Annotated in this window: 18 protein-coding genes and 1 other RNA gene; 17 read left to right on the top strand and 2 right to left on the bottom strand. The window is 38.6% G+C overall.

Translation table 11 applies throughout. The features are described 5' to 3' along the window. Positions 1-201 precede the first annotated feature (201 nt). The 9 genes from AC4PG0_RS11840 to AC4PG0_RS11880 all read left to right on the top strand — a co-directional run bounded on the left by AC4PG0_RS11840 (position 202) and on the right by AC4PG0_RS11880 (position 11,131). Positions 202-1,608: a cytochrome ubiquinol oxidase subunit I gene (locus AC4PG0_RS11840; protein ID WP_003722078.1), complete on the top strand. Its 1,407-nt coding sequence runs from the start codon at positions 202-204 to the stop codon at positions 1,606-1,608. After that, positions 1,595-2,608, top strand: a complete 1,014-nt coding sequence (gene cydB / locus AC4PG0_RS11845) for a cytochrome d ubiquinol oxidase subunit II (protein WP_003727651.1) — start codon at positions 1,595-1,597, stop codon at positions 2,606-2,608. Before AC4PG0_RS11840 ends, cydB begins: the two co-directional genes overlap by 14 nt. Continuing rightward, positions 2,608-4,332 carry a thiol reductant ABC exporter subunit CydD gene (gene cydD, locus AC4PG0_RS11850; RefSeq protein ID WP_492167574.1) on the top strand — a complete coding sequence of 575 codons (1,725 nt, stop codon included), beginning with the start codon at positions 2,608-2,610 and terminating at the stop codon, positions 4,330-4,332. The genes cydB and cydD overlap by 1 nt, the downstream gene beginning before the upstream one ends. Then, the gene (gene cydC / locus AC4PG0_RS11855; protein ID WP_194323943.1) at positions 4,332-6,071 is read left to right on the top strand and encodes a thiol reductant ABC exporter subunit CydC; all 1,740 of its coding nucleotides are present in this window, start codon (positions 4,332-4,334) and stop codon (positions 6,069-6,071) included. Before cydD ends, cydC begins: the two co-directional genes overlap by 1 nt. Before the next feature lie 142 nt (positions 6,072-6,213). Next, entirely contained in the window at positions 6,214-7,176 is a 963-nt protein-coding gene (locus tag AC4PG0_RS11860) for an LPXTG cell wall anchor domain-containing protein (RefSeq protein WP_010991414.1), read from the top strand. A 42-nt stretch (positions 7,177-7,218) separates the two neighbouring features. Continuing rightward, complete coding sequence (locus AC4PG0_RS11865) at positions 7,219-8,157, top strand: GW domain-containing glycosaminoglycan-binding protein (RefSeq protein WP_003772853.1); 939 nt, start codon at positions 7,219-7,221, stop codon at positions 8,155-8,157. 111 nt (positions 8,158-8,268) lie between these two features. Continuing rightward, positions 8,269-9,783 (top strand): gluconokinase, encoded by a 1,515-nt coding sequence (locus AC4PG0_RS11870; RefSeq protein ID WP_045552779.1) that lies wholly within the window; start codon positions 8,269-8,271, stop codon positions 9,781-9,783. A 285-nt stretch (positions 9,784-10,068) separates the two neighbouring features. Next, positions 10,069-10,335: signal recognition particle sRNA large type (gene ffs / locus AC4PG0_RS11875), an RNA gene on the top strand. A 154-nt stretch (positions 10,336-10,489) separates the two neighbouring features. Next, positions 10,490-11,131, top strand: a complete 642-nt coding sequence (locus AC4PG0_RS11880) for a hypothetical protein (RefSeq protein WP_010991411.1) — start codon at positions 10,490-10,492, stop codon at positions 11,129-11,131. Positions 11,132-11,175: 44 nt separating this feature from the next. On the opposite strand, the gene AC4PG0_RS11885 is transcribed toward AC4PG0_RS11880, so the two are convergent. Beyond that, entirely contained in the window at positions 11,176-11,331 is a 156-nt protein-coding gene (locus AC4PG0_RS11885) for a hypothetical protein (protein ID WP_003772855.1), read from the bottom strand. A 442-nt stretch (positions 11,332-11,773) separates the two neighbouring features. Here AC4PG0_RS11885 and AC4PG0_RS11890 point away from each other — a divergent pair, with 442 nt between their 5' ends. The 8 genes from AC4PG0_RS11890 (at position 11,774) to AC4PG0_RS11925 (ending at position 17,461) form a co-directional block, all read left to right on the top strand. Beyond that, a complete protein-coding gene (locus tag AC4PG0_RS11890; protein ID WP_010991410.1) occupies positions 11,774-13,138 on the top strand; it encodes a PTS sugar transporter subunit IIC in 1,365 nt (454 codons plus the stop codon). A gap of 133 nt (positions 13,139-13,271) precedes the next feature. Next, positions 13,272-13,493 carry a hypothetical protein gene (locus tag AC4PG0_RS11895; RefSeq protein WP_003721028.1) on the top strand — a complete coding sequence of 74 codons (222 nt, stop codon included), beginning with the start codon at positions 13,272-13,274 and terminating at the stop codon, positions 13,491-13,493. A 2-nt stretch (positions 13,494-13,495) separates the two neighbouring features. Further along, entirely contained in the window at positions 13,496-13,678 is a 183-nt protein-coding gene (locus AC4PG0_RS11900) for a DUF3188 domain-containing protein (protein WP_003728589.1), read from the top strand. A gap of 17 nt (positions 13,679-13,695) precedes the next feature. Beyond that, positions 13,696-14,160 (top strand): DUF3284 domain-containing protein, encoded by a 465-nt coding sequence (locus AC4PG0_RS11905; RefSeq protein ID WP_003739909.1) that lies wholly within the window; start codon positions 13,696-13,698, stop codon positions 14,158-14,160. A gap of 251 nt (positions 14,161-14,411) precedes the next feature. Next, entirely contained in the window at positions 14,412-16,151 is a 1,740-nt protein-coding gene (gene dnaX / locus AC4PG0_RS11910) for a DNA polymerase III subunit gamma/tau (protein WP_492167575.1), read from the top strand. Positions 16,152-16,180: 29 nt separating this feature from the next. Next, a complete protein-coding gene (locus AC4PG0_RS11915) occupies positions 16,181-16,498 on the top strand; it encodes a YbaB/EbfC family nucleoid-associated protein (protein ID WP_003772859.1) in 318 nt (105 codons plus the stop codon). A gap of 109 nt (positions 16,499-16,607) precedes the next feature. Beyond that, entirely contained in the window at positions 16,608-17,204 is a 597-nt protein-coding gene (recR, locus tag AC4PG0_RS11920; protein ID WP_003764287.1) for a recombination mediator RecR, read from the top strand. A gap of 14 nt (positions 17,205-17,218) precedes the next feature. Further along, positions 17,219-17,461, top strand: coding sequence for a YaaL family protein (locus AC4PG0_RS11925; protein WP_003764285.1), 243 nt, complete (start codon positions 17,219-17,221; stop codon positions 17,459-17,461). 44 nt (positions 17,462-17,505) lie between these two features. On the opposite strand, the gene AC4PG0_RS11930 is transcribed toward AC4PG0_RS11925, so the two are convergent. Further along, on the bottom strand, positions 17,506-18,348 hold the full coding sequence (locus AC4PG0_RS11930) for an aldo/keto reductase (protein ID WP_003764284.1): 843 nt from the start codon (positions 18,346-18,348) through the stop codon (positions 17,506-17,508). Positions 18,349-18,457: the final 109 nt, after the last annotated feature.

An 18,457-nucleotide genomic window follows, 5' to 3' on the forward strand; every position in this document is an offset into this window, starting at 1 on the left:
ACTCATTATAAAGTAAAAATCTTTCTTAACTAGTTCCTAAACCCGTGAAAAATAAGGATTACATATTATTTTATTATGCTTTGTGAATTACAGAGCAACTGGGCGCATCACTTTGGGCGGTTTTTCACAAGGTTTTTAAGAAAGAAGCAAAAAAGCAAGGGACTAAACAGCAATTTTAAGCATAAAAAGGAGGAGAAAAGGGTGGATAAACTATTTTTAGCCCGTTTTCAATTCGCATCAACAACGATTTTCCATTTTTTATTTGTACCACTTTCAATTGGACTTGTATTTATGGTTGCTCTTATGGAGACGTTGTATGTCGTGAAGGGGAAAGAAATTTACAAAAAAATGTCGAAGTTTTGGGGTCATATATTCCTTATTAACTTCGCGGTCGGTGTCGTAACCGGTATTATTCAAGAATTCCAGTTTGGGATGAACTGGTCGGATTACTCTAGATTTGTTGGGGACGTATTCGGAGCACCACTTGCTATCGAAGCGTTACTTGCATTCTTTATGGAATCTACGTTTATCGGACTTTGGATTTTTGGTTGGGACAAACTTGGCAAAAAGCTTCATTTAGCTTGTATTTGGCTTGTTTCAATCGGAACAATCATGTCTAGTTTCTGGATTTTAGCTGCAAACTCATTTATGCAACATCCGGTTGGTTTTGAATTTAAGAACGGCCGCGCAGAAATGAATGATTTCTTGCAACTTATTACTAATGGACAACTACTTGTGGAGTTCCCGCACGTTATTTTCGGGGCATTTGCCACTGGGGCCTTTTTCATTGCTGGTGTCAGTGCGTATAAGATGCTCAAAAAACAAGATGTCGCCTTCTTTAAACGATCATTCCAAATTGCAATGGTCATGGCGGTAATAGGTGGATTTGGTGTGGCTTTCAGTGGTCACTCGCAAGCACAATACTTAGTTAAAACTCAACCTATGAAAATGGCAGCAACAGAAGGGATATGGGAAGATACAGCTGACCCAGCTCCGTGGACGATGATTGCCAAAATTAATCCGGAAGAAAAGAAAAACGAATGGGAAGTCAATGTCCCATACGCGCTAAGTTTCTTATCTTACGGAACATTAACTGGTAGCGTGGAAGGTATGAACACGCTGCAAAAACAATATGAAGAAAAATATGGTGAAGGTGACTACATCCCACCAGTTAAAACAGCATTTTGGAGCTTCCGTATCATGGTTGGCGCAGGTATGTTAATGATTCTATTCGCGTTAATCGGTATCGTGCTTGCTTGGAAGAAAAAACTCGTTAATGCAAAATGGTATTTACGTTTCATGATTCCAATGATTGGCTTCCCGTTCCTAGCGAACTCCATGGGTTGGATTATGACAGAAATAGGGCGACAACCATGGGTAGTTTTCGGTTACATGAAAACCGCTGATGCCGTATCGCCAAACGTTTCATCAGGACAAATTTTGTTCTCGATAATTGCGTTCTCAACAATTTATACGATTTTAGCCATTCTATTGGTTTACTTATTTATACGTGAAATTAAAAAAGGACCAGACGGACACAAACCAGAAAAAGCAGAGATTTCCGTAGATCCATTTGATAAGGGGGATGAAAGCTTTGTCACTAAATGAGTTATGGTTTCTATTAATCGCCATCTTATTCATTGGATTCTTCTTCCTTGAAGGTTTTGACTTTGGTGTTGGGATGTCTACACGATTTATGGCTAGAAATGCACTGGAACGGCGCGTACTCGTTAATACGATTGGACCGTTCTGGGATGCAAATGAAGTATGGCTATTAACTGCAGGGGGCGCGATTTTCGCGGCTTTCCCAAACTGGTATGCAACAATGTTTAGTGGGTATTATATTCCACTAGTATTCTTATTACTTGCTTTAATTGGTCGCGGGGTTTCTTTTGAATTCCGTGGTCAAAAAGATTCACCGCTTTGGATAAAAACGTGGGATTGGGTTATTTTCTTCGGTAGTATTTTACCGCCATTCCTATTTGGTGTATTATTTGCTAGTTTGATTCAAGGTATGCCGATTAATAGTGATATGGATATGTATGCTGGTTTCTTTGATTACATTACCGTATTCTCCGTATGGGGTGGCGTGACGATTACGCTTATGTGCCTACTTCACGGGTTACTATTTATTACTTTACGTACAGAAGAAGATATTCAAGATCGTGCTCGTCGTATGGCGAAACGTGTTTGGTTTATTACTGTACCAGCTTTAGTAATTTTCGTTGTACTTGCTTACTTCAATACAGATATGTTCCAAGTTAGACCTGTACTTGTACCACTGATGATTGGAATTGTAGTCGTTATGTACGTGCTATCTGCCCTGTTTATTTGGAAAGATCGTGATATTTTAGCATTTACATTCGGCGGACTTGGAATTGTCTTCACGATTGCGACGATTTTCGTGTCACTATTCCCACGTGTAATGATCAGCTCTATCAACAGTGCGTTTGATTTAACTATAGAAAATGCAGCTTCCGGACAATATTCGCTAAGTGTGATGACGATAGTTGCCGTTACGCTATTGCCGTTTGTTCTTGGTTACCAAATTTGGAGCTACTATGTTTTCCGTAAGCGCGTTTCTAGTAAGGAGAAAATGACGTATTAATGGGAAAAGATTTAAGGAACTACAAAGGAATTAAAAAAATAATGGCGATTCTCGCAGTTTTCACGCTTGTTCAAGGTGCTGCGATTATCGTGATGGCGATAACTTTAGCTCGCGCGATTACTGACTTATTTCACGAGCATCCATTTCAATCAGTCACAATACAAATAGGTCTCTTCGCGGGGGCCTATTTCTTGCGTCACTTTTTGAACGTATGGAAAAAACAAATCGTTTATCGCTATGCTGCAAAACTTGCGAAGACAATGCGAGAAGAATTACTAGATAGTTTGTTCGCGCTTGGACCGCGTTTTGCACGAGCGGAAGGAACTGGGAAAGTTGTAACGATGGTAATGGAAGGTGTAGCTGACTTCCGGAATTATTTAGAACTGTTTCTACCTAAAATGATGAATATGGCTATTATTCCAGCGATGATTTGGGTTTATATTGCTTTTCAAGACTGGACTTCCGCTTTTATTTTGATGATTACTTTGCCAATTTTAATTGTATTTATGATTATTCTAGGATTAGCCGCGAAAAAACAAGCTGATTCGCAGTTTGAAACATATCGTGTGCTGTCCAATCACTTTGTAGATTCGTTAAAAGGTTTAGAGACTTTGAAATATCTAGGATTAAGTCATGACCATGAAGGGAAAATTGCTTCGGTTAGTTCGCGCTACCGGAAAGCTACGATGAAAACGTTACGTGTGGCATTTATGTCTTCATTTGCGCTAGATTTCTTTACAATGCTTTCAATTGCGCTTGTTGCCTTATTCTTAGGTCTTGGCCTTATTGACGGTAATATGAACTTGCCGATTGCGCTAAGTGTTTTAATCCTTGCGCCAGAATACTTTTTACCAGTGCGTGAAGTTGGCTCGGATTACCATGCCACACTTGACGGGCAGGAAGCGGGTCGAGTTATTCAAGGGATTATTGACCAAGCTAAAGCGGACAAGCCAGAAACGGACGCTTTACCGCTAACTCCATTTGCTGAAAATACCGAGTTCTCCTTTGAAAAAATTACTGTGAAGCACGGCGCGGATGATGCTGAATCGCTACATGAAGCAAGTTTTACTGTGAAAGGTTTTGAAAAAATTGGGATTATCGGTGCGACTGGTGCTGGGAAATCGACGTTAATTGATGTTTTAAGTGGCTTTTTGACACCAACTTCCGGAGATTTTCGCTGGAATGGAAAAACTGGTGCGGCGCTTGCTTCAACTGATTGGCAAACCCAAGTAACTTATATTCCGCAACATCCGTACCTTTTCCATGATACAATCGCTGGAAATATTCGCTTTTATCATCCTAATTCTACTGAAGAGGAAATGAAAAAAGCAGCCGAATCAGCTGGTTTAAATAAGCTTGTGGCCGGGCTTGAAGATGGCTATGAAACGCTTGTTGGGGAATCAGGGCGGATGCTTAGTGGCGGGCAAGAACAACGTGTTGCACTTGCTCGGGCTTTCTTAACGGATCGTCCAGTTGTACTAATGGATGAGCCAACAGCACACTTAGATATTGAAACAGAATACGAACTAAAAAAACCAATGCTAGACTTATTTGAAAATCGACTTGTCTTTTTCGCGACGCATCGCTTGCACTGGATGCTTGAAATGGACAGAATTGTCGTTTTAGATCACGGGGCTGTGGTCGAAACAGGAACGCACGAGGAACTACTGGCGCGTAAAGGGTTCTATTACAATTTAGTCAAAGCCCAATTGGAGGAAGTATGATGCGAAAAAGTAGCTGGATTATCCCATATATTAAAGAAAATCGCGGCTTGTTTTTACTTGTCATTTTCCTTGGAACACTGACTTTTGCCTCAGCTGGAGCGCTTATGTTTACATCGGGTCATTTGATTTCAAAATCGTCCCTGATGCCAGAGTCAATTATGGCTGTCTATATTTCAACCGTTGGAGTGCGCGCATTTGGTATTATGCGCTCGGTTTCACGCTATGTAGAACGCCTTTCGAGCCATTCGCTTGTGCTTCGAATTTTAGAAAAAATGCGTGTTCGACTGTATCGTTTACTTGAACCACAAGCTTTACTACTAAAATCGCGCTATAAAACTGGCGATATTCTAGGTTTGCTTGCTGGTGATATTGAACATTTGCAAAACTTCTATTTGACTACGATGCTACCGGCAATTGTTAGCCTTGTACTTTACGCAATCGTCGTTATTTCACTTGGAGCATTTTCAATTCCATTTGCGGCGCTTTTCGTACTTTTAATTGGATTACTCGTGCTTGTGTTACCATGGGTCTCCCTTTTATATGCTCGCGGTAAGAATGCTTATTTAAAACAAGGTCGAAACAGTTTGTATCAAAAATTTACTGACGCTGTTTTTGGTATTAGCGATTGGAAATTTAGCGGTCGTGAAAAAACATTTATTACGAATTATGAAAAAGACGAGGCGGATATGCTTCGAACTGAAAATAAACAGTTTCATTTTGTTAATTGGCGTGATTTCTTTAGCCAGTTAGTTGTTGGTTTTATGGTTATCGTGATGGTCTATTGGAGCACAGCTGAGTCTCGTGATGGCGCGTTTTCTGGAACAATGATTGCTGCTTTCGTTTTAGCTATAATGGCTCTTGCAGAAGCGTTTGTACCAGTTTCAAGCGCTATTAGTGATAAATCGCTCTACCAAGATTCGCTAGCCCGTCTAGACAAAATAGAAGACCCAGCGCTTCCAACCTTTGAAGAAGAAACGAAAGAAATTGCCCGTATTAATACTGAAAATGTAGTTTTAAAAGCAGAAAATTTATCTTTCGCTTACGATAAAAAGTCGCCTAAAATCTTAGACGGTTTTGACTTTACACTTGAACAAGGTGAAAAAGTGGCGATTATCGGTCGAAGTGGTACAGGGAAATCAACTTTTCTTAAATTGGTTCAAGGAGCTTTACTACCAACAGCTGGAAAAGTAACAATGAACGGTGTTGAGGTGGAGAATTTAAGACCGCAAATCCCTGAAATTACATCAATGTTAAATCAAAAAGCACATCTTTTCAGTACAACGGTTTTAAATAATATTCGCTTAGGAAATCAAGATGCCACCGATGAGGAAGTTTATGCGGCGGCAAAAAAAGTTCAGTTACATGATTTTATTATGAGTATGCCAGATGGCTACCATACACAAATGAGTGAGATGGGCGAGCGTTTTTCTGGCGGGGAACGTGGTCGGATTGCACTAGCTCGGATTTTACTTCAAAATACGCCGATTGTTATTTTAGATGAACCGACAGTAGGACTTGATCCCATTACAGAACGAGATTTGCTAGCAACTATTTTCGAAACATTAGCCGATAAATCACTCATTTGGGTAACGCATCATTTAGTAGGAGCAGAGAAAATGGACCGAGTATTATTTTTAGAAGAAGGAAAAACATTGATGGAAGGCCGCCACGCCAAATTAATGGCAGAGGAACCAAGATATAAACGGCTTTATCAATTAGATAGACCTATTGAATTATAGAAAAAAGCTTGCTAAGAAAAAACTTAGCAAGCTTTTTTTGTAGTACTTTCTTAACATTTGTAACAATATTGTAATTTAAAATTGACTTTTGACTCATTTCTGCTTATGATTAATATATGAAAAAACGAAAGGGGAATTTATTATGAAAAAATTCCACGGGCTGGTACTTATAGCTTTGTTAACTAGTCTTATCATTCCATTTTCATTGGCAGCAAGCGCTGAAACAAATGAAAATGGTAACAATGTAACTCCAACAGAAGATAAAATAACAGATACTACTAAAAATACAATCACTGAAGATCCTTCAAAAACACCTGAACCGCCAAAAGAAGCACCAAAGACTAAAACTACTGAACCACAAAAGGCTACTGAACCACAGAAGAATACTACACCAACAACTATCGACATTACCGATTCAGCTGAAGTTTATTCCTATGAACAAAACGATAAAATTGCGCTAAAAGATTTTACAGACACATTAACAACACATACAGGTACTAAATTAGTAAATTATCGCTTAGCAGAGAATTCTAAACTGAATACAGCAGAACCAGGTATCCATGTTATCACCTTACTTGGGGAAAATGAAGAAGGCAAAACTACAGCAGTCAAATTAAATTATTTAGTAAAAGAAAAAACAGCCCAATTAACTGTCACAGATATGAATTTTGATTTAGAAACAAAGATTTTTACTGGAAAAACGAAACCATTCGCAAGTGTCTACATTACTTCTCCCGTAGATGAAAATTTTGGCGAGGGAGTAACAAAAGCAGATAAAGATGGCAATTTTTACGCGCAGTGGGCTACAGTGCCGAAAAAGATTTTCGCTTATGCTTTCGATGAAGCGGGTAATTTCAGCGAAGAAGTAACCTATGAAGTTCCAACGAAAAAAGAAAATGACGTGGTTGTTAAAGCTCCGGCAAACGTGAAAAAAATCGAAACAACTAACGCAGTAAAAAGTGCGACAGCTAAACCAAGCACACCTAAAGCATCCAAAGAAGACTTACCTGCAACAGGGGATCAAGGCGTGGAATGGATTTTCGTTGTAGCAGGTGTTATAGTTATCCTTATAGCAATATTACTATTACGCAAACGAAAAAAATAAGCTAATTGTCATAGGGAATAACTCGAAAAAAAGGAGCGAATAATGAAGAAGTTATTAAGCGGTTTAATTATTGTTCTAATGGTTAGCCTCCTTGGTCACTCCTTTAACGCCGAAGCAGCAACGTATGAAAAAATCATTTACGACAAAGCAGTTAATTTAAAAGGGGTAGTCAATCAGTCGAAGCGAAACGATGGTATTACTAACAAAATATACAAGACAAGTAGTAGTGTAAAATATCTCGGTTCGGCAAAAAAGTATGATAAAAAGACACTCATTATTACTCGCGAAGGAAAAACAGCTAGAGCAAAATGGTATTATTGCAAGCTCGGAAATACGAATATTGGTTGGATTGACGCCCGAGCTTTCACGAATATCGGCAAACCAACTATCGCTGACACCGTTCCAGCACTTTGGAATAGTAAAAAAGCAATTATTACAACAAAACCAAAAAGCACTACAGCAACGACTTACTTTTTCCAGAAAAATAGTGCCGGCAATTGGTATGAAGTTCGCCATTTTACGAGTCATATTGGAAAATGGGGTTTTGATCCAAAGTTCTCTGAAAAAAGCTCAGGGACACCAGTTGGCGTTTACCGCACAGGCATTGCTTTTGGTCAAAAAGGAAATCCAGGTACGAAATTAACTTTTAAAGCAATTACTAATCGTAGTTATTGGATTTCTAATTCTAAAGATAAAGCTTATAATACCTGGCAGGAACGTTCTTCTTCTAGTTCTGCCGACGAAAAAATGAAAATCCCACAATACATTTACGGGATGGAAGTTAAATACAATGCTAAACGTATAAAGGGAAAGGGTTCTGCTGTGTTTTATCACGTAGACTCCCCGAAATATAATTATACTTTAGGTTGTGTAGCACAAAGCGCAGCAAACACAAAAGAAGTACTTAAATTTGCCGATAAAAACACATTAATAGTGCTAGGTGAAGAAAGCCGAATTAAAACATTTAATACGATAAACTAAGCTAGAGAATTTCTCTAGCTTTTTCTTTTGCAAAAATCCAAGTAGCCTAGCCCCAAAATTTATACTATTTGACGTATAATGAAAAGATACAAAGATATGAGGTGAAATGTTTTGACGAGCAAATCTTACATAATGGGCGTAGATATTGGGACTTCAAGTACAAAAGCAGTACTTTTCAATGAACGTGGTGAGGTCATTTGCCGGGAAGCTACGCATTATGAATTAGTAACGGATGAAACGGGGAAAGCGGAAGAGAGTCCTACTGAAATTTTTGAAGCAGTCATAACATCTATCCAAGGCGTAATGAAGGATATAGATAAAACAGAACTAAGAGGCATATCATTTAGTTCGGCGATGCATAGTTTAATTATGGTAGGAGCAGACGGAGAGCTTTTAACTGAATGTATCACTTGGGCGGACGGACGAAGCAGTGAGGCGCTTGAAAATATAAAAAGGGATAATTACTTGTTTCAACTATATGAAGCGACAGGGACGCCGATACATCCAATGAGCCCCTTTGCTAAAATTTGTTGGCTAAAAGAAGATGAACCACAATTATTCCATCGCGCGGAGAAATTTGTCGATATTAAATCTTACATTCTGAATCGTTTGTTTGGCGTCTGGGTGATGGATGAATCGTTAGCATCAGGAACCGGACTTTATAACATTTTAGAACATGACTGGGAATTTGAAGCAATGGAAATCATCAAATTAACCCCAGATTATTTGCCAAAAGTAGTTCCAGAAACCTACCAATTACATGGCGTGAAAAAAGAATACGCGGACTTAATGGGTATTCCGGAAAACTTGCCATTTATTGTAGGTGGAAGTGATGGAGCGCTTGCGAATATTGGTATTCAAGCAACAGGGCGAAATGATGTGACGATTACTGTAGGCACGAGCGGGGCAGTTCGGAAATTAACAAATGAATTTCAGGTGGACTCGCGTGGTCGGACATTTTGTTATGGTGCCGGGGATGGCTATTTTATCGCTGGTGGAGCCGTCAATAATGGCGGAAAAGTAGTGGAATGGGGATTACAGCAATTCGGATCTGAAGGTGAGATTATGAACCGCGATTTTGCAAGTTTCATTGCTCATATAGATGAAGTAGCTCCTGGCGCATCTGGATTGCTCTTTCAACCTTATTTACTTGGCGAGAGGGCTCCGTTTTGGACTAACGATATTCGCGGGGGCTTTGTTGGGCTCACGATTAATCATTCCAAAGCACATTTTATTCGCGCGATTTTAGAAGGAATTGCGTTTAATCTCGCGGAAGTCTATGAAGCAGTTTCGGCTCCGGATGATATTATTTATGTGACGGGTGGTATTTCTGGGCATGATGCTTGGTGTAGATTGCTGGCTGATATTTTAGACCGGGAAGTTCGCGTGCCACATACAATTGAAGGTTCTAGTTTAGGCGCTGCAATTATCGGAATGCGCTCGCTGGGAATTTTAAAAACGTTGAATCTGGAACAAACGCTTCCAATTAAAGCAGTCTATCATCCTAGTGAAAACACGAAGAAATATGCAGAATTACGCCCAATTTTCAAACAAGTAACAACACAATTAATGGCTAGCTACAGCATGCTAAATAGCTGGCAAAAGAAGTTTGATTATAACAGCTAATTTTTGTGTTTCATGATATAATCACTAAAAGAAAAGCGATAATGTGAAGTAAGGGGGAGAAGACTATGAATAAGAAAATAGTATGGATAGCTTTAACATTAGTAGGTATTTGCGTAGTTGGAACAATTATTGCAGCAATCATGAGTGTTTACTTACGTTAAAAAATATTTCCCCGTTTTCTACTTGCACTTTTTACACTAAAAAGGTACACTAGTAATTGAGCTCTTTTCAGAGTTTGCGCTAAATATCTTTTTATTTGGCACTTAATTATTGGTAGCAAATTTGTCGTGCTAGACGGGGAGGTAGCGGCGCCCTGTAACCCGCAATCCGCTCTAGCGGGGTTGAATTCCTCATTTGAGGCATCGTAATTGTTTGGTCTGCCCTTGACAAGTGGTGTTGAAGGTTGGGTCTTGCGCAATGGGAACCTGTGAACCATGTCAGGTCCGGAAGGAAGCAGCATTAATCAGTGCTTCTCATGTGCCGCGAGGTTGCCTGGCCCGAGCTAACTATCAAGGTAACGCAGGTGATTGCATGTCGATGTGAGGTGCGCGACACTAATTTTAAATATATTAAGGACTATTTTGCTTATCGCGAAATAGTCTTTTTTCTACAAAACAGCTACTAAACTTATAAAAGTAATGTATAATCCTCCATAAACTGGTACAATATAATTTAGTAAAGCAATTCATGACAAAGGATGAAAATAATGCAACAACTAAAATCTAAAAAGAAATGGCTGCCCGCTTTAATCATTGCAGTTTTAATAGGAATCCTTGTAATCTTAGCAATTATGTTTGGCTTTTTTCAGCGCCAAGAAGTATTCGATAAATACGACGTTGCTTACGAAATAGACGGCAAGTTATATGAGGTTTTTCCAATTAGTGCAACCGATATCGGGGTAGATAAAAAATCTAAAGACAAGCACCTCTACTTCCGTGTAAATAGTTATTACAATATCGATTATTTATTCCGTCTAGCGTATAAACAATATGAAATAAATGAACCTTCGACAAATAAATATTACTCAGGTTTGATTGACTACAGCGTGGCCGATAATGCTTACGTTACACAAAAAGATGTGTATATCACAAACAATGAATCTTATGCAACATATGACTTTTTTGATAAAAATGGCAAGAAAATCTATTCTTATAATCCTGAAGAAACCTCAAACGATGATTATATCGTCCGGATTAAACCTACCATTTTACAAGGTTACGAAAAAAGTGACATTGGTAGTTATGATGATTACTTAGATATTACAAGCTTGTTTAAAGACAAACTTGGTATGAATGTAAAAGTTCGAATTGATGAGGATAAAGAAATGGTCATCTTTTCTATTAACTAAAAAAAGAGCCCCGGTAGCGGGGGCTCTTTTTTGTTTGAAGTGGATTAATCGTCGTCTGTTTCACGTTCGGCTGGCTTTTTCTTTTGTTCTTCCACAGTTTTTGGTTCTTTTATATCATCTGGAAATACAATCGAAAAATGCTCTTTTTTCACAACTTTGCTATTTTTCGACTCTTCCGGCATATCACGTTTTACTGCCATATTTATCACCTCGAATTGTTGGTATTACTTAGCTTATGCTCATTATAACACAGAAAGAAGAATCTATGAATTAAGTGAAACTGTGTAATGTTAGCGCTTACTTACACAGTTTTTTAGGTATGTGTGTAATAGTGCTTCATCGGTATAAATGATAACGATTACAAGCGATAATCGTATATTTTCTTACTCTTAGATACTTGGCACGGAAATTGCAATAGATTAAAGTGAATCTAAATGTAAGCCTTATCATGAAGCGGAGAGGAGGACTCCCAAAATTTCACGAGGTCCTGCAAAGATTCCATCTGGTTTGTTTTAGCAGTAGAGATTGCTAAAACAACGTAAACAGATATAGTTGATAAACCTAAAGGGGAAGATACATAGAAATTATATTTTGTTTAAAGAGATGAGCAGTAAATAAAAAAGGTTAATGGGAGGATAAAATATGAATGGTTTGACAGCATTTTTAGAGAAATATTTTGTACCAGTAGCTGCTAAAATTGGTTCGCAAAAACATTTAGTGGCGCTACGTGATGCTTTTATTTCTACAATGCCAATTACAATGGCTGGGTCAATTGCAGTACTTTTAAATGCGTTTTTTAGGGATTTTCCAACTGACTGGGGATGGACAGGATTTGTGGAAGCAATGCAACCACTTATCGGGATTAATGGATATGTATACAATGGGACGTTAGCAATTGTTTCAATTATTTTTGCATTTTCACTAGGTTACAATTTATCAAAAGCGTATGAAGTAGATCGATTAGCTGGGGGGCTAGTGTCTCTTGCTGCTTTTGTTATGAACTTAACTGTTACTGTAAGCTTAGACGCAGTAAAAGCTGCTATTGCGGCTTCTAATGCTAATTTTGATGTCAATACTTTACCAAAAGAATTTGCTGGGATTTACGGGTTCTTTAATCTTAGTCAAGTAAATGGTACCGGATTGTTTACTGCAATGATTTTCGGTTTTATATCAACTATTATTTATGCGAAATTAATGCGCAGAAATATTATTATCAAAATGCCAGATTCTGTTCCACCGGCTGTAAGTAAAGCTTTCGCGGCAATCATTCCTGCGTTAGTTGCACTTTATGTTGTTGGTATTATTGACTGGGCATTCTTCAAAATCACTAATATGGACGTTATTACTTGGATTTCCAAAACAATTCAAGAACCGTTATTATCACTTTCGCAAGGGTACGGAGCTGTTTTACTAGTTACTTTCTTAGTACAACTACTATGGTTCTTCGGGATTCATGGTCCAAACGTACTTGCTCCGGTTCTAGAGTCACTTTGGGGTACAGCACAACTACAAAACATTAGTGCAGCACAAGAAGGCGCTAAATTACCATTCGAATGGGTACGTGGTTCTTTCGATGCGTACGTATGGATGGGTGGATCAGGCGGTACACTTGTACTAATTATCGCTTTACTAATGTTCTCGAAACGAGCGGATGCACGAACAGTTGCGAAATTGTCTCTTGCACCAGGTATATTTAATATTAACGAACCAATCATGTTTGGTTTACCGATCGTATTAAATACAATTTACTTAATACCTTTCATTATCGCACCAATGGTAATGGTAACAATCGCTTACTTTGCAACAACACTTGGCATTGTCGGCCCAGTTAAAATTGCAGTAGTTTGGGTAATGCCGCCACTTCTGAATTCCTTCTTAGCAACCGGGGGAGATTGGATGGCACCAGTAATTTCACTCATAAATATGGTCGTCGCGTTCTTGATTTGGGTACCATTTGTTATTACCGCAAATCGCGTTGGTGTACCGGAAGAAGAGATGAAAGCTTAGAAAATAATAAGTTTCTGGCTAGGTGCAGCTAATTGTGCCTAGCCAGTATATCATGTAGGAAATCCTGCGCCATTTTTATTCATTGCAAGAAGCGAAAGATAACGTTAAACTATAGAAAAGGAGGTTTTTTTAAATGATTATTCTTAATTGTCCAATGAAACGTGATTATATTACTGAATTACTTGAAACATACGATAAAGACGGTGTAACTTTTAAAAAAATTGCTGAACAAGGTATGAAACTTACTTTTGAAACAAATATTGAAGACGAAGAAAAAGCAGCAAAAATCGCCAAAGAAACAATAAAAGCAACTGAAATAGGCTCTGTACTCTATTTCCAAGTTAGTGTGGGTTGAAAATGAAAATTGTTAATGCACTATTTATTATTAGTATAGGTCTTATTATTATTATGTTTAGTCCTTCTTATGGAAAAGATGGGATGGCTAGTGTACCTCTTCTAGTTACAGGACTTGCGGTTGTTTTAATTGGCTGTGTATTCATCGTGCTAAAAATCCGTAAAGATAAGAAAGAAAAGAATTAGAAGGAGTCGATTGAAAAGTGAATGTCACACAGAAATTATATATTTCTCAAAAAGAATGCTTTGATACACTAGTTAGCTCAGCCATTTATGATGTGAAAAATGCCACTGGTAAAACGCTTCAGATGCGCAAGCTAGAAGGATATAAATACCAACGAACAATGTCTAACGGCGCACTTGCTACTACAAAAATTTTGAAAGTAACTCCTAATGAGTTATATCAATTTGAAACAAGCAGTCGAGTAAACACGCATACGACGACTTATACGATAAAGTCAACAAGCGAGACAACTTGCGAAGTGACTTATAACGAATTAATTGAAACGGAAAAAACAATGAATAAAATGAATAATATTATTGTTGGTTTTATGTTTGGCTTCTTCCGGAAAAAACGTGTGAAAAATTTGCTGAAATCAATTGAGCTTTCGGTTATTAATGAGAGTAAGAAAAAGCAGGAGAAATTGGCTGCTAAAAGTGAACAGTAAGGGTTTGGAATCGGGCTTTTTCGGGGGTCTGGTTCTTTTTTTGAGGGGTTTTGTTTTTTAGTTTTTGGTGGTGGTGGTTTTTGAAGCTAGCCCGACTCAGGACGTTTTGAAAGTTCTATTAAGGATTAAATCATCGCTGCGCTCAGATTTATATTGAAGAAGTAAATCAAAACAAACAACGTTTTGAAACTTCTTCAACAATACGTTATAATAAAACTACTAAAATGGTTTTAGGTGAAGGAGAGTGGCAGATGGCGTATCAGGCTTTGTATCGGGTTTTTCGGCCGCAGTCGTTTCAGGATGTTGTTGGACAGGAACATGTGACGAAAACGCTTAAAAATGCCATTGTGCAAAATAAAACTTCGCATGCTTATTTATTTTCTGGACCTCGGGGGACGGGGAAGACTAGTGCGGCGAAGATTTTTGCGAAGGCGATCAACTGTGAACACGGCCATGACGGGGAGCCTTGCAATGAATGTGAGATTTGTAAAGGTACGACGGACGGTTCTATACCAGATGTTCTTGAAATCGATGCTGCCAGTAATAACGGGGTTGAAGAAATTCGAGATATCCGGGAAAAAGTAAAATATGCGCCAACTGTGGCGAAATATAAAGTATATATTATCGATGAAGTGCATATGTTGTCGACGGGAGCGTTTAATGCGCTACTAAAAACGCTGGAAGAACCGCCGAAACATGTCATTTTTATTTTGGCAACAACAGAACCGCATAAGTTACCGCTAACGATTATTTCGCGGGTACAACGGTTTGATTTTAAACGAATCACGACACAAGATATTATTGGTCGTTTGAAATTTATTTTGGAAGAAGAAAAAATCCCTTATGACGAAAAAGCGTTGATGATTGTTGCGCGTGCGGCTGAAGGCGGGATGCGTGATGCGCTTAGCTTGCTCGATCAAGTTATTTCTTACGGATCAGAAGAAGTTACCGTGGAAGACGCGCTAGAAATAACGGGTTCGGTTGCTCAAAATCTCCTTACAAAACTAGTAAGTGCAGCGTTTGACGGCGATGCAGCAGAAGCGATTTCGACTTTAACAGCCTTACTTGCAGAAGGAAAAGACCCAGTTCGTTTAGTGGAAGACTTACTCGTATTCTTTAGAGATGTGCTGCTGTATCAAAAAGCGCCAAACCTTGAAGAAACGTTAGAACGGGCTTTGATAGATGATGATTTTGTTGCTTTGGCAAAACGAGCTGATTCACTAAAAGTCTATGAGTTTGTTAAAATTTTAAATACAGCTCAGCAACAAATGCGGTTCTCGAATCATCCGGGAATTTATGTAGAAGTGGCGCTTGTTCAGTTAACGCAGGCTGGGCAATCAGCGGTAAGTGGCGGAAATGTATCAGTGGATGCAGCTTCTGGAAGTGACTTTGGGGACTTAAAACGCCAAATGGAGCAAATGCAGCAAGAACTTCAAACATTAAAAAAACAAATTGCTAGTGGAGCAGTTGCCACCCAAGCTGAAAAACCAGCACAAAATCGTGGTGGATCTAAAAAAGCCATAAACAACGGCAAGCAATTTAAAGCACCTATTGGTAAAATTAACCATGTATTAGGTGAGGCTAAGAAAGAGAATTTACAGTTAATCCGTGGTTGTTGGGGCGAGCTTTTATCCATGTTGATGGCATCCCAGGCAGCACTTTTAAATGATGCAGAACCTGTAGCTGCATCTCAGGATACTTTTGTGTTAAAATTTAAGCATGAGATTCACTGTCAAATGGCGATGGATAATCCGAACTTTGTTGAAACGATTACGTCGAGTATTGCACGACTTACACAAGTAAATTATACTTTTATTGGAATCCCAGAAGATCAATGGGCTGAAGTAAGAGAAAATTTCCTTCATAGTCATGGTAGCGACGGTGATGCGGAGGAAGGTACAAATCCAGAAGCTAGAAAACCGGCGGAAGATCCTTTTGTTGCAGAAGCCGCAAAACTCGTTGGTGAAGATTTGCTTGAAATTAAAGATTAAAAAACAATAGAAGAAAGAGGAGATTATTCATGCGTGGAATGGGAAATATGCAAGGTATGATGAAACAAATGCAAAAAATGCAAAAGGAAATGGCGAAAGCTCAAGCTGATTTAGAAGCTCAAGAGTTCACTGGAACAGCTGGTGGCGGAATGGTTACAGTAAAAGCTACTGGTAAACGCGTCATTACTGATGTTGTTATAAACGAAGAAGTAGTTGATCCAGAAGACATCGAAATGCTACAAGATTTAGTACTTGCAGCAACAAATGATGTATTAAAACAAATTGAAGATACAACTTCACAAACAATGGGCAAATTCACACAAGGATTAAATCTCCCTGGAATGTAATATTGTTTGGTTTGAGACTCTTGGCTTAATTACAAGAGTCTCAACTATTTTTCAATAAAATGTTCCACGTGAAACATTGTGTATTTTGAAGGTGAGAGGAAGACGAGATATGCATTATCCTGAGCCGATAACGAAATTAATGGACAGTTTTATGAAATTACCGGGAATCGGACCCAAATCGGCAGCAAGACTGGCTTTTTACGTGCTAGATATGAAAGAAGACGATGTATTAGACTTTGCAAAAGCACTTGTGGATGCAAAGAGGAATTTAAGCTTTTGCTCTGTTTGTGGTCACATTACAGATAAAGATCCGTGCTATATTTGCTCGGACACATCCCGCGATCGCAGTGTTCTTTGCGTGGTGCAAGAATCTAAAGATGTTATCGCAATGGAAAAAATGCGCGATTTTCACGGGCTATATCACGTGCTTCACGGTACAATTTCGCCAATGGACGGAATTGGCCCAGAAGATATTAATATTCCTGATTTGCTTAAACGTTTGCAAGATGACACCATTGAAGAAGTTATTTTAGCAACCAACCCCAATGTTGAAGGGGAAGCCACTGCGATGTATATTTCGCGGTTGTTAAGACCTTCAGGCATAAAAGTAACAAGAATAGCTCATGGTCTGCCAGTAGGTGGAGATTTAGAATATGCGGATGAAGTCACGCTTTCTAAAGCCATGGAAGGACGAAGAGAAGTATAAACAGAGGTGATAAAATGGAGTCCAGAAGTAATAAGTTCGGTCGGAAGAAAAACAAGAAAATCGGAAAACTACACAAATCCTATGATGCTTATCTGATGGAATTGATTGAAGTCACGCAAGAAAAGTGGCATAAGCAGAAAGTTTTAATGCGAAAAAGTTTTGAGTACGATCCTAATTTAGAATATGAGGAGAAAAAGGCGGAAGCTCGCTATTTTTACCTCTTTAAAGAAGCTCGTGCACGTCAATTAAAGAAATAAAGAAAAAATCTACTAGACCATATTGGAATAGTAGATTTTTTTTATTAAATTTCAGAACGGACATACATTACATCTGGCGCATGGCTAACACGCTCACCATTATTTAAACGCTCGACTTGGCGCATATCTGCTTCTGTTAATTCAAAATCATAAATATCTGCGTTTTCTCTTATTCTTGAAGGCGTTTCTGATTTTGGAATGATTGAAATATTATTTTGCAAATGCCAACGAAGAACAATTTGGGCAGGAGATTTACCATGTTTTTTCGCTAAATCAATCAGAATTTGCTCTTGTAAAACGCCACCTCGGCCAAGCGGGCTCCAAGCTTGATGAACGATATGCAATTCCTCTAAATAACGATGTAACAGCTGATTTGGAAAGTGTGGATGTGTTTCCAGTTGATCGACTACTGGAAGAACGTTGGCACTTGTACGAAGCCGGTCTAAATGGTGCGCTTCAAAATTACTCACGCCAATCGCGCGAACAAGCCCTTCGTCATATAATTTTTCCACAGCTCGCCAAGTTTCGAAAAAAGTATCTTGTTTCGGCCAGTGGACTAAATATAAATCAACTTGGTCTAATTGTAGTTTTTTCTGAGATTTTTCAAAAGCACGGAGCGTTTCATCGTAACCTTGCTCCGTATTCCACATTTTTGTCGTTACAAAAAACTCGTCCCGTTTTAAGCCACTTGACGCAAAAAAGTCACCGAGTTCTTTTTCATTATGGTAAAATGAAGCCGTATCAAACAAGCGATAACCGACATCTACCGCAGTTTCTAGTGCAGTACGCATACGCTGTTCGTCCGTTAGTTTGTAGACCCCAAAACCATGTCTAGGCATTTCGATTCCGTTGTTCAGTCTGTATGTATCCGAGAAAGAAAGTGTCATTTAATTAACCTCCTGCTTTAGTTTACTAACTTAAGCATACCAGAAAATGGATAATTTCTGTAGAGTGAAGGGGTGGATTTGGAGGATTTTTTATAGATAATAAAAAAAG

It is taken from the genome of Listeria sp. MAN/IMW/UF464, from assembly GCF_058683955.1.

Excerpts from the sequence above, each read along its gene's own strand:
- cydD (WP_492167574.1), top strand. The coding sequence starts at position 2,608 with ATGGGAAAAGATTTAAGGAACTACAAAGGAATTAAAAAAATAATGGCG.
- cydC (WP_194323943.1), top strand. The coding sequence starts at position 4,332 with ATGCGAAAAAGTAGCTGGATTATCCCATATATTAAAGAAAATCGCGGC.
- AC4PG0_RS11860 (WP_010991414.1), top strand. The coding sequence starts at position 6,214 with ATGAAAAAATTCCACGGGCTGGTACTTATAGCTTTGTTAACTAGTCTT.
- AC4PG0_RS11865 (WP_003772853.1), top strand. The coding sequence starts at position 7,219 with ATGAAGAAGTTATTAAGCGGTTTAATTATTGTTCTAATGGTTAGCCTC.
- AC4PG0_RS11880 (WP_010991411.1), top strand. The coding sequence starts at position 10,490 with ATGCAACAACTAAAATCTAAAAAGAAATGGCTGCCCGCTTTAATCATT.
- AC4PG0_RS11885 (WP_003772855.1), bottom strand. The coding sequence starts at position 11,331 with ATGGCAGTAAAACGTGATATGCCGGAAGAGTCGAAAAATAGCAAAGTT.
- AC4PG0_RS11890 (WP_010991410.1), top strand. The coding sequence starts at position 11,774 with ATGAATGGTTTGACAGCATTTTTAGAGAAATATTTTGTACCAGTAGCT.
- AC4PG0_RS11895 (WP_003721028.1), top strand. The coding sequence starts at position 13,272 with ATGATTATTCTTAATTGTCCAATGAAACGTGATTATATTACTGAATTA.
- AC4PG0_RS11900 (WP_003728589.1), top strand. The coding sequence starts at position 13,496 with ATGAAAATTGTTAATGCACTATTTATTATTAGTATAGGTCTTATTATT.
- dnaX (WP_492167575.1), top strand. The coding sequence starts at position 14,412 with ATGGCGTATCAGGCTTTGTATCGGGTTTTTCGGCCGCAGTCGTTTCAG.
- AC4PG0_RS11915 (WP_003772859.1), top strand. The coding sequence starts at position 16,181 with ATGCGTGGAATGGGAAATATGCAAGGTATGATGAAACAAATGCAAAAA.
- recR (WP_003764287.1), top strand. The coding sequence starts at position 16,608 with ATGCATTATCCTGAGCCGATAACGAAATTAATGGACAGTTTTATGAAA.
- AC4PG0_RS11925 (WP_003764285.1), top strand. The coding sequence starts at position 17,219 with ATGGAGTCCAGAAGTAATAAGTTCGGTCGGAAGAAAAACAAGAAAATC.
- AC4PG0_RS11930 (WP_003764284.1), bottom strand. The coding sequence starts at position 18,348 with ATGACACTTTCTTTCTCGGATACATACAGACTGAACAACGGAATCGAA.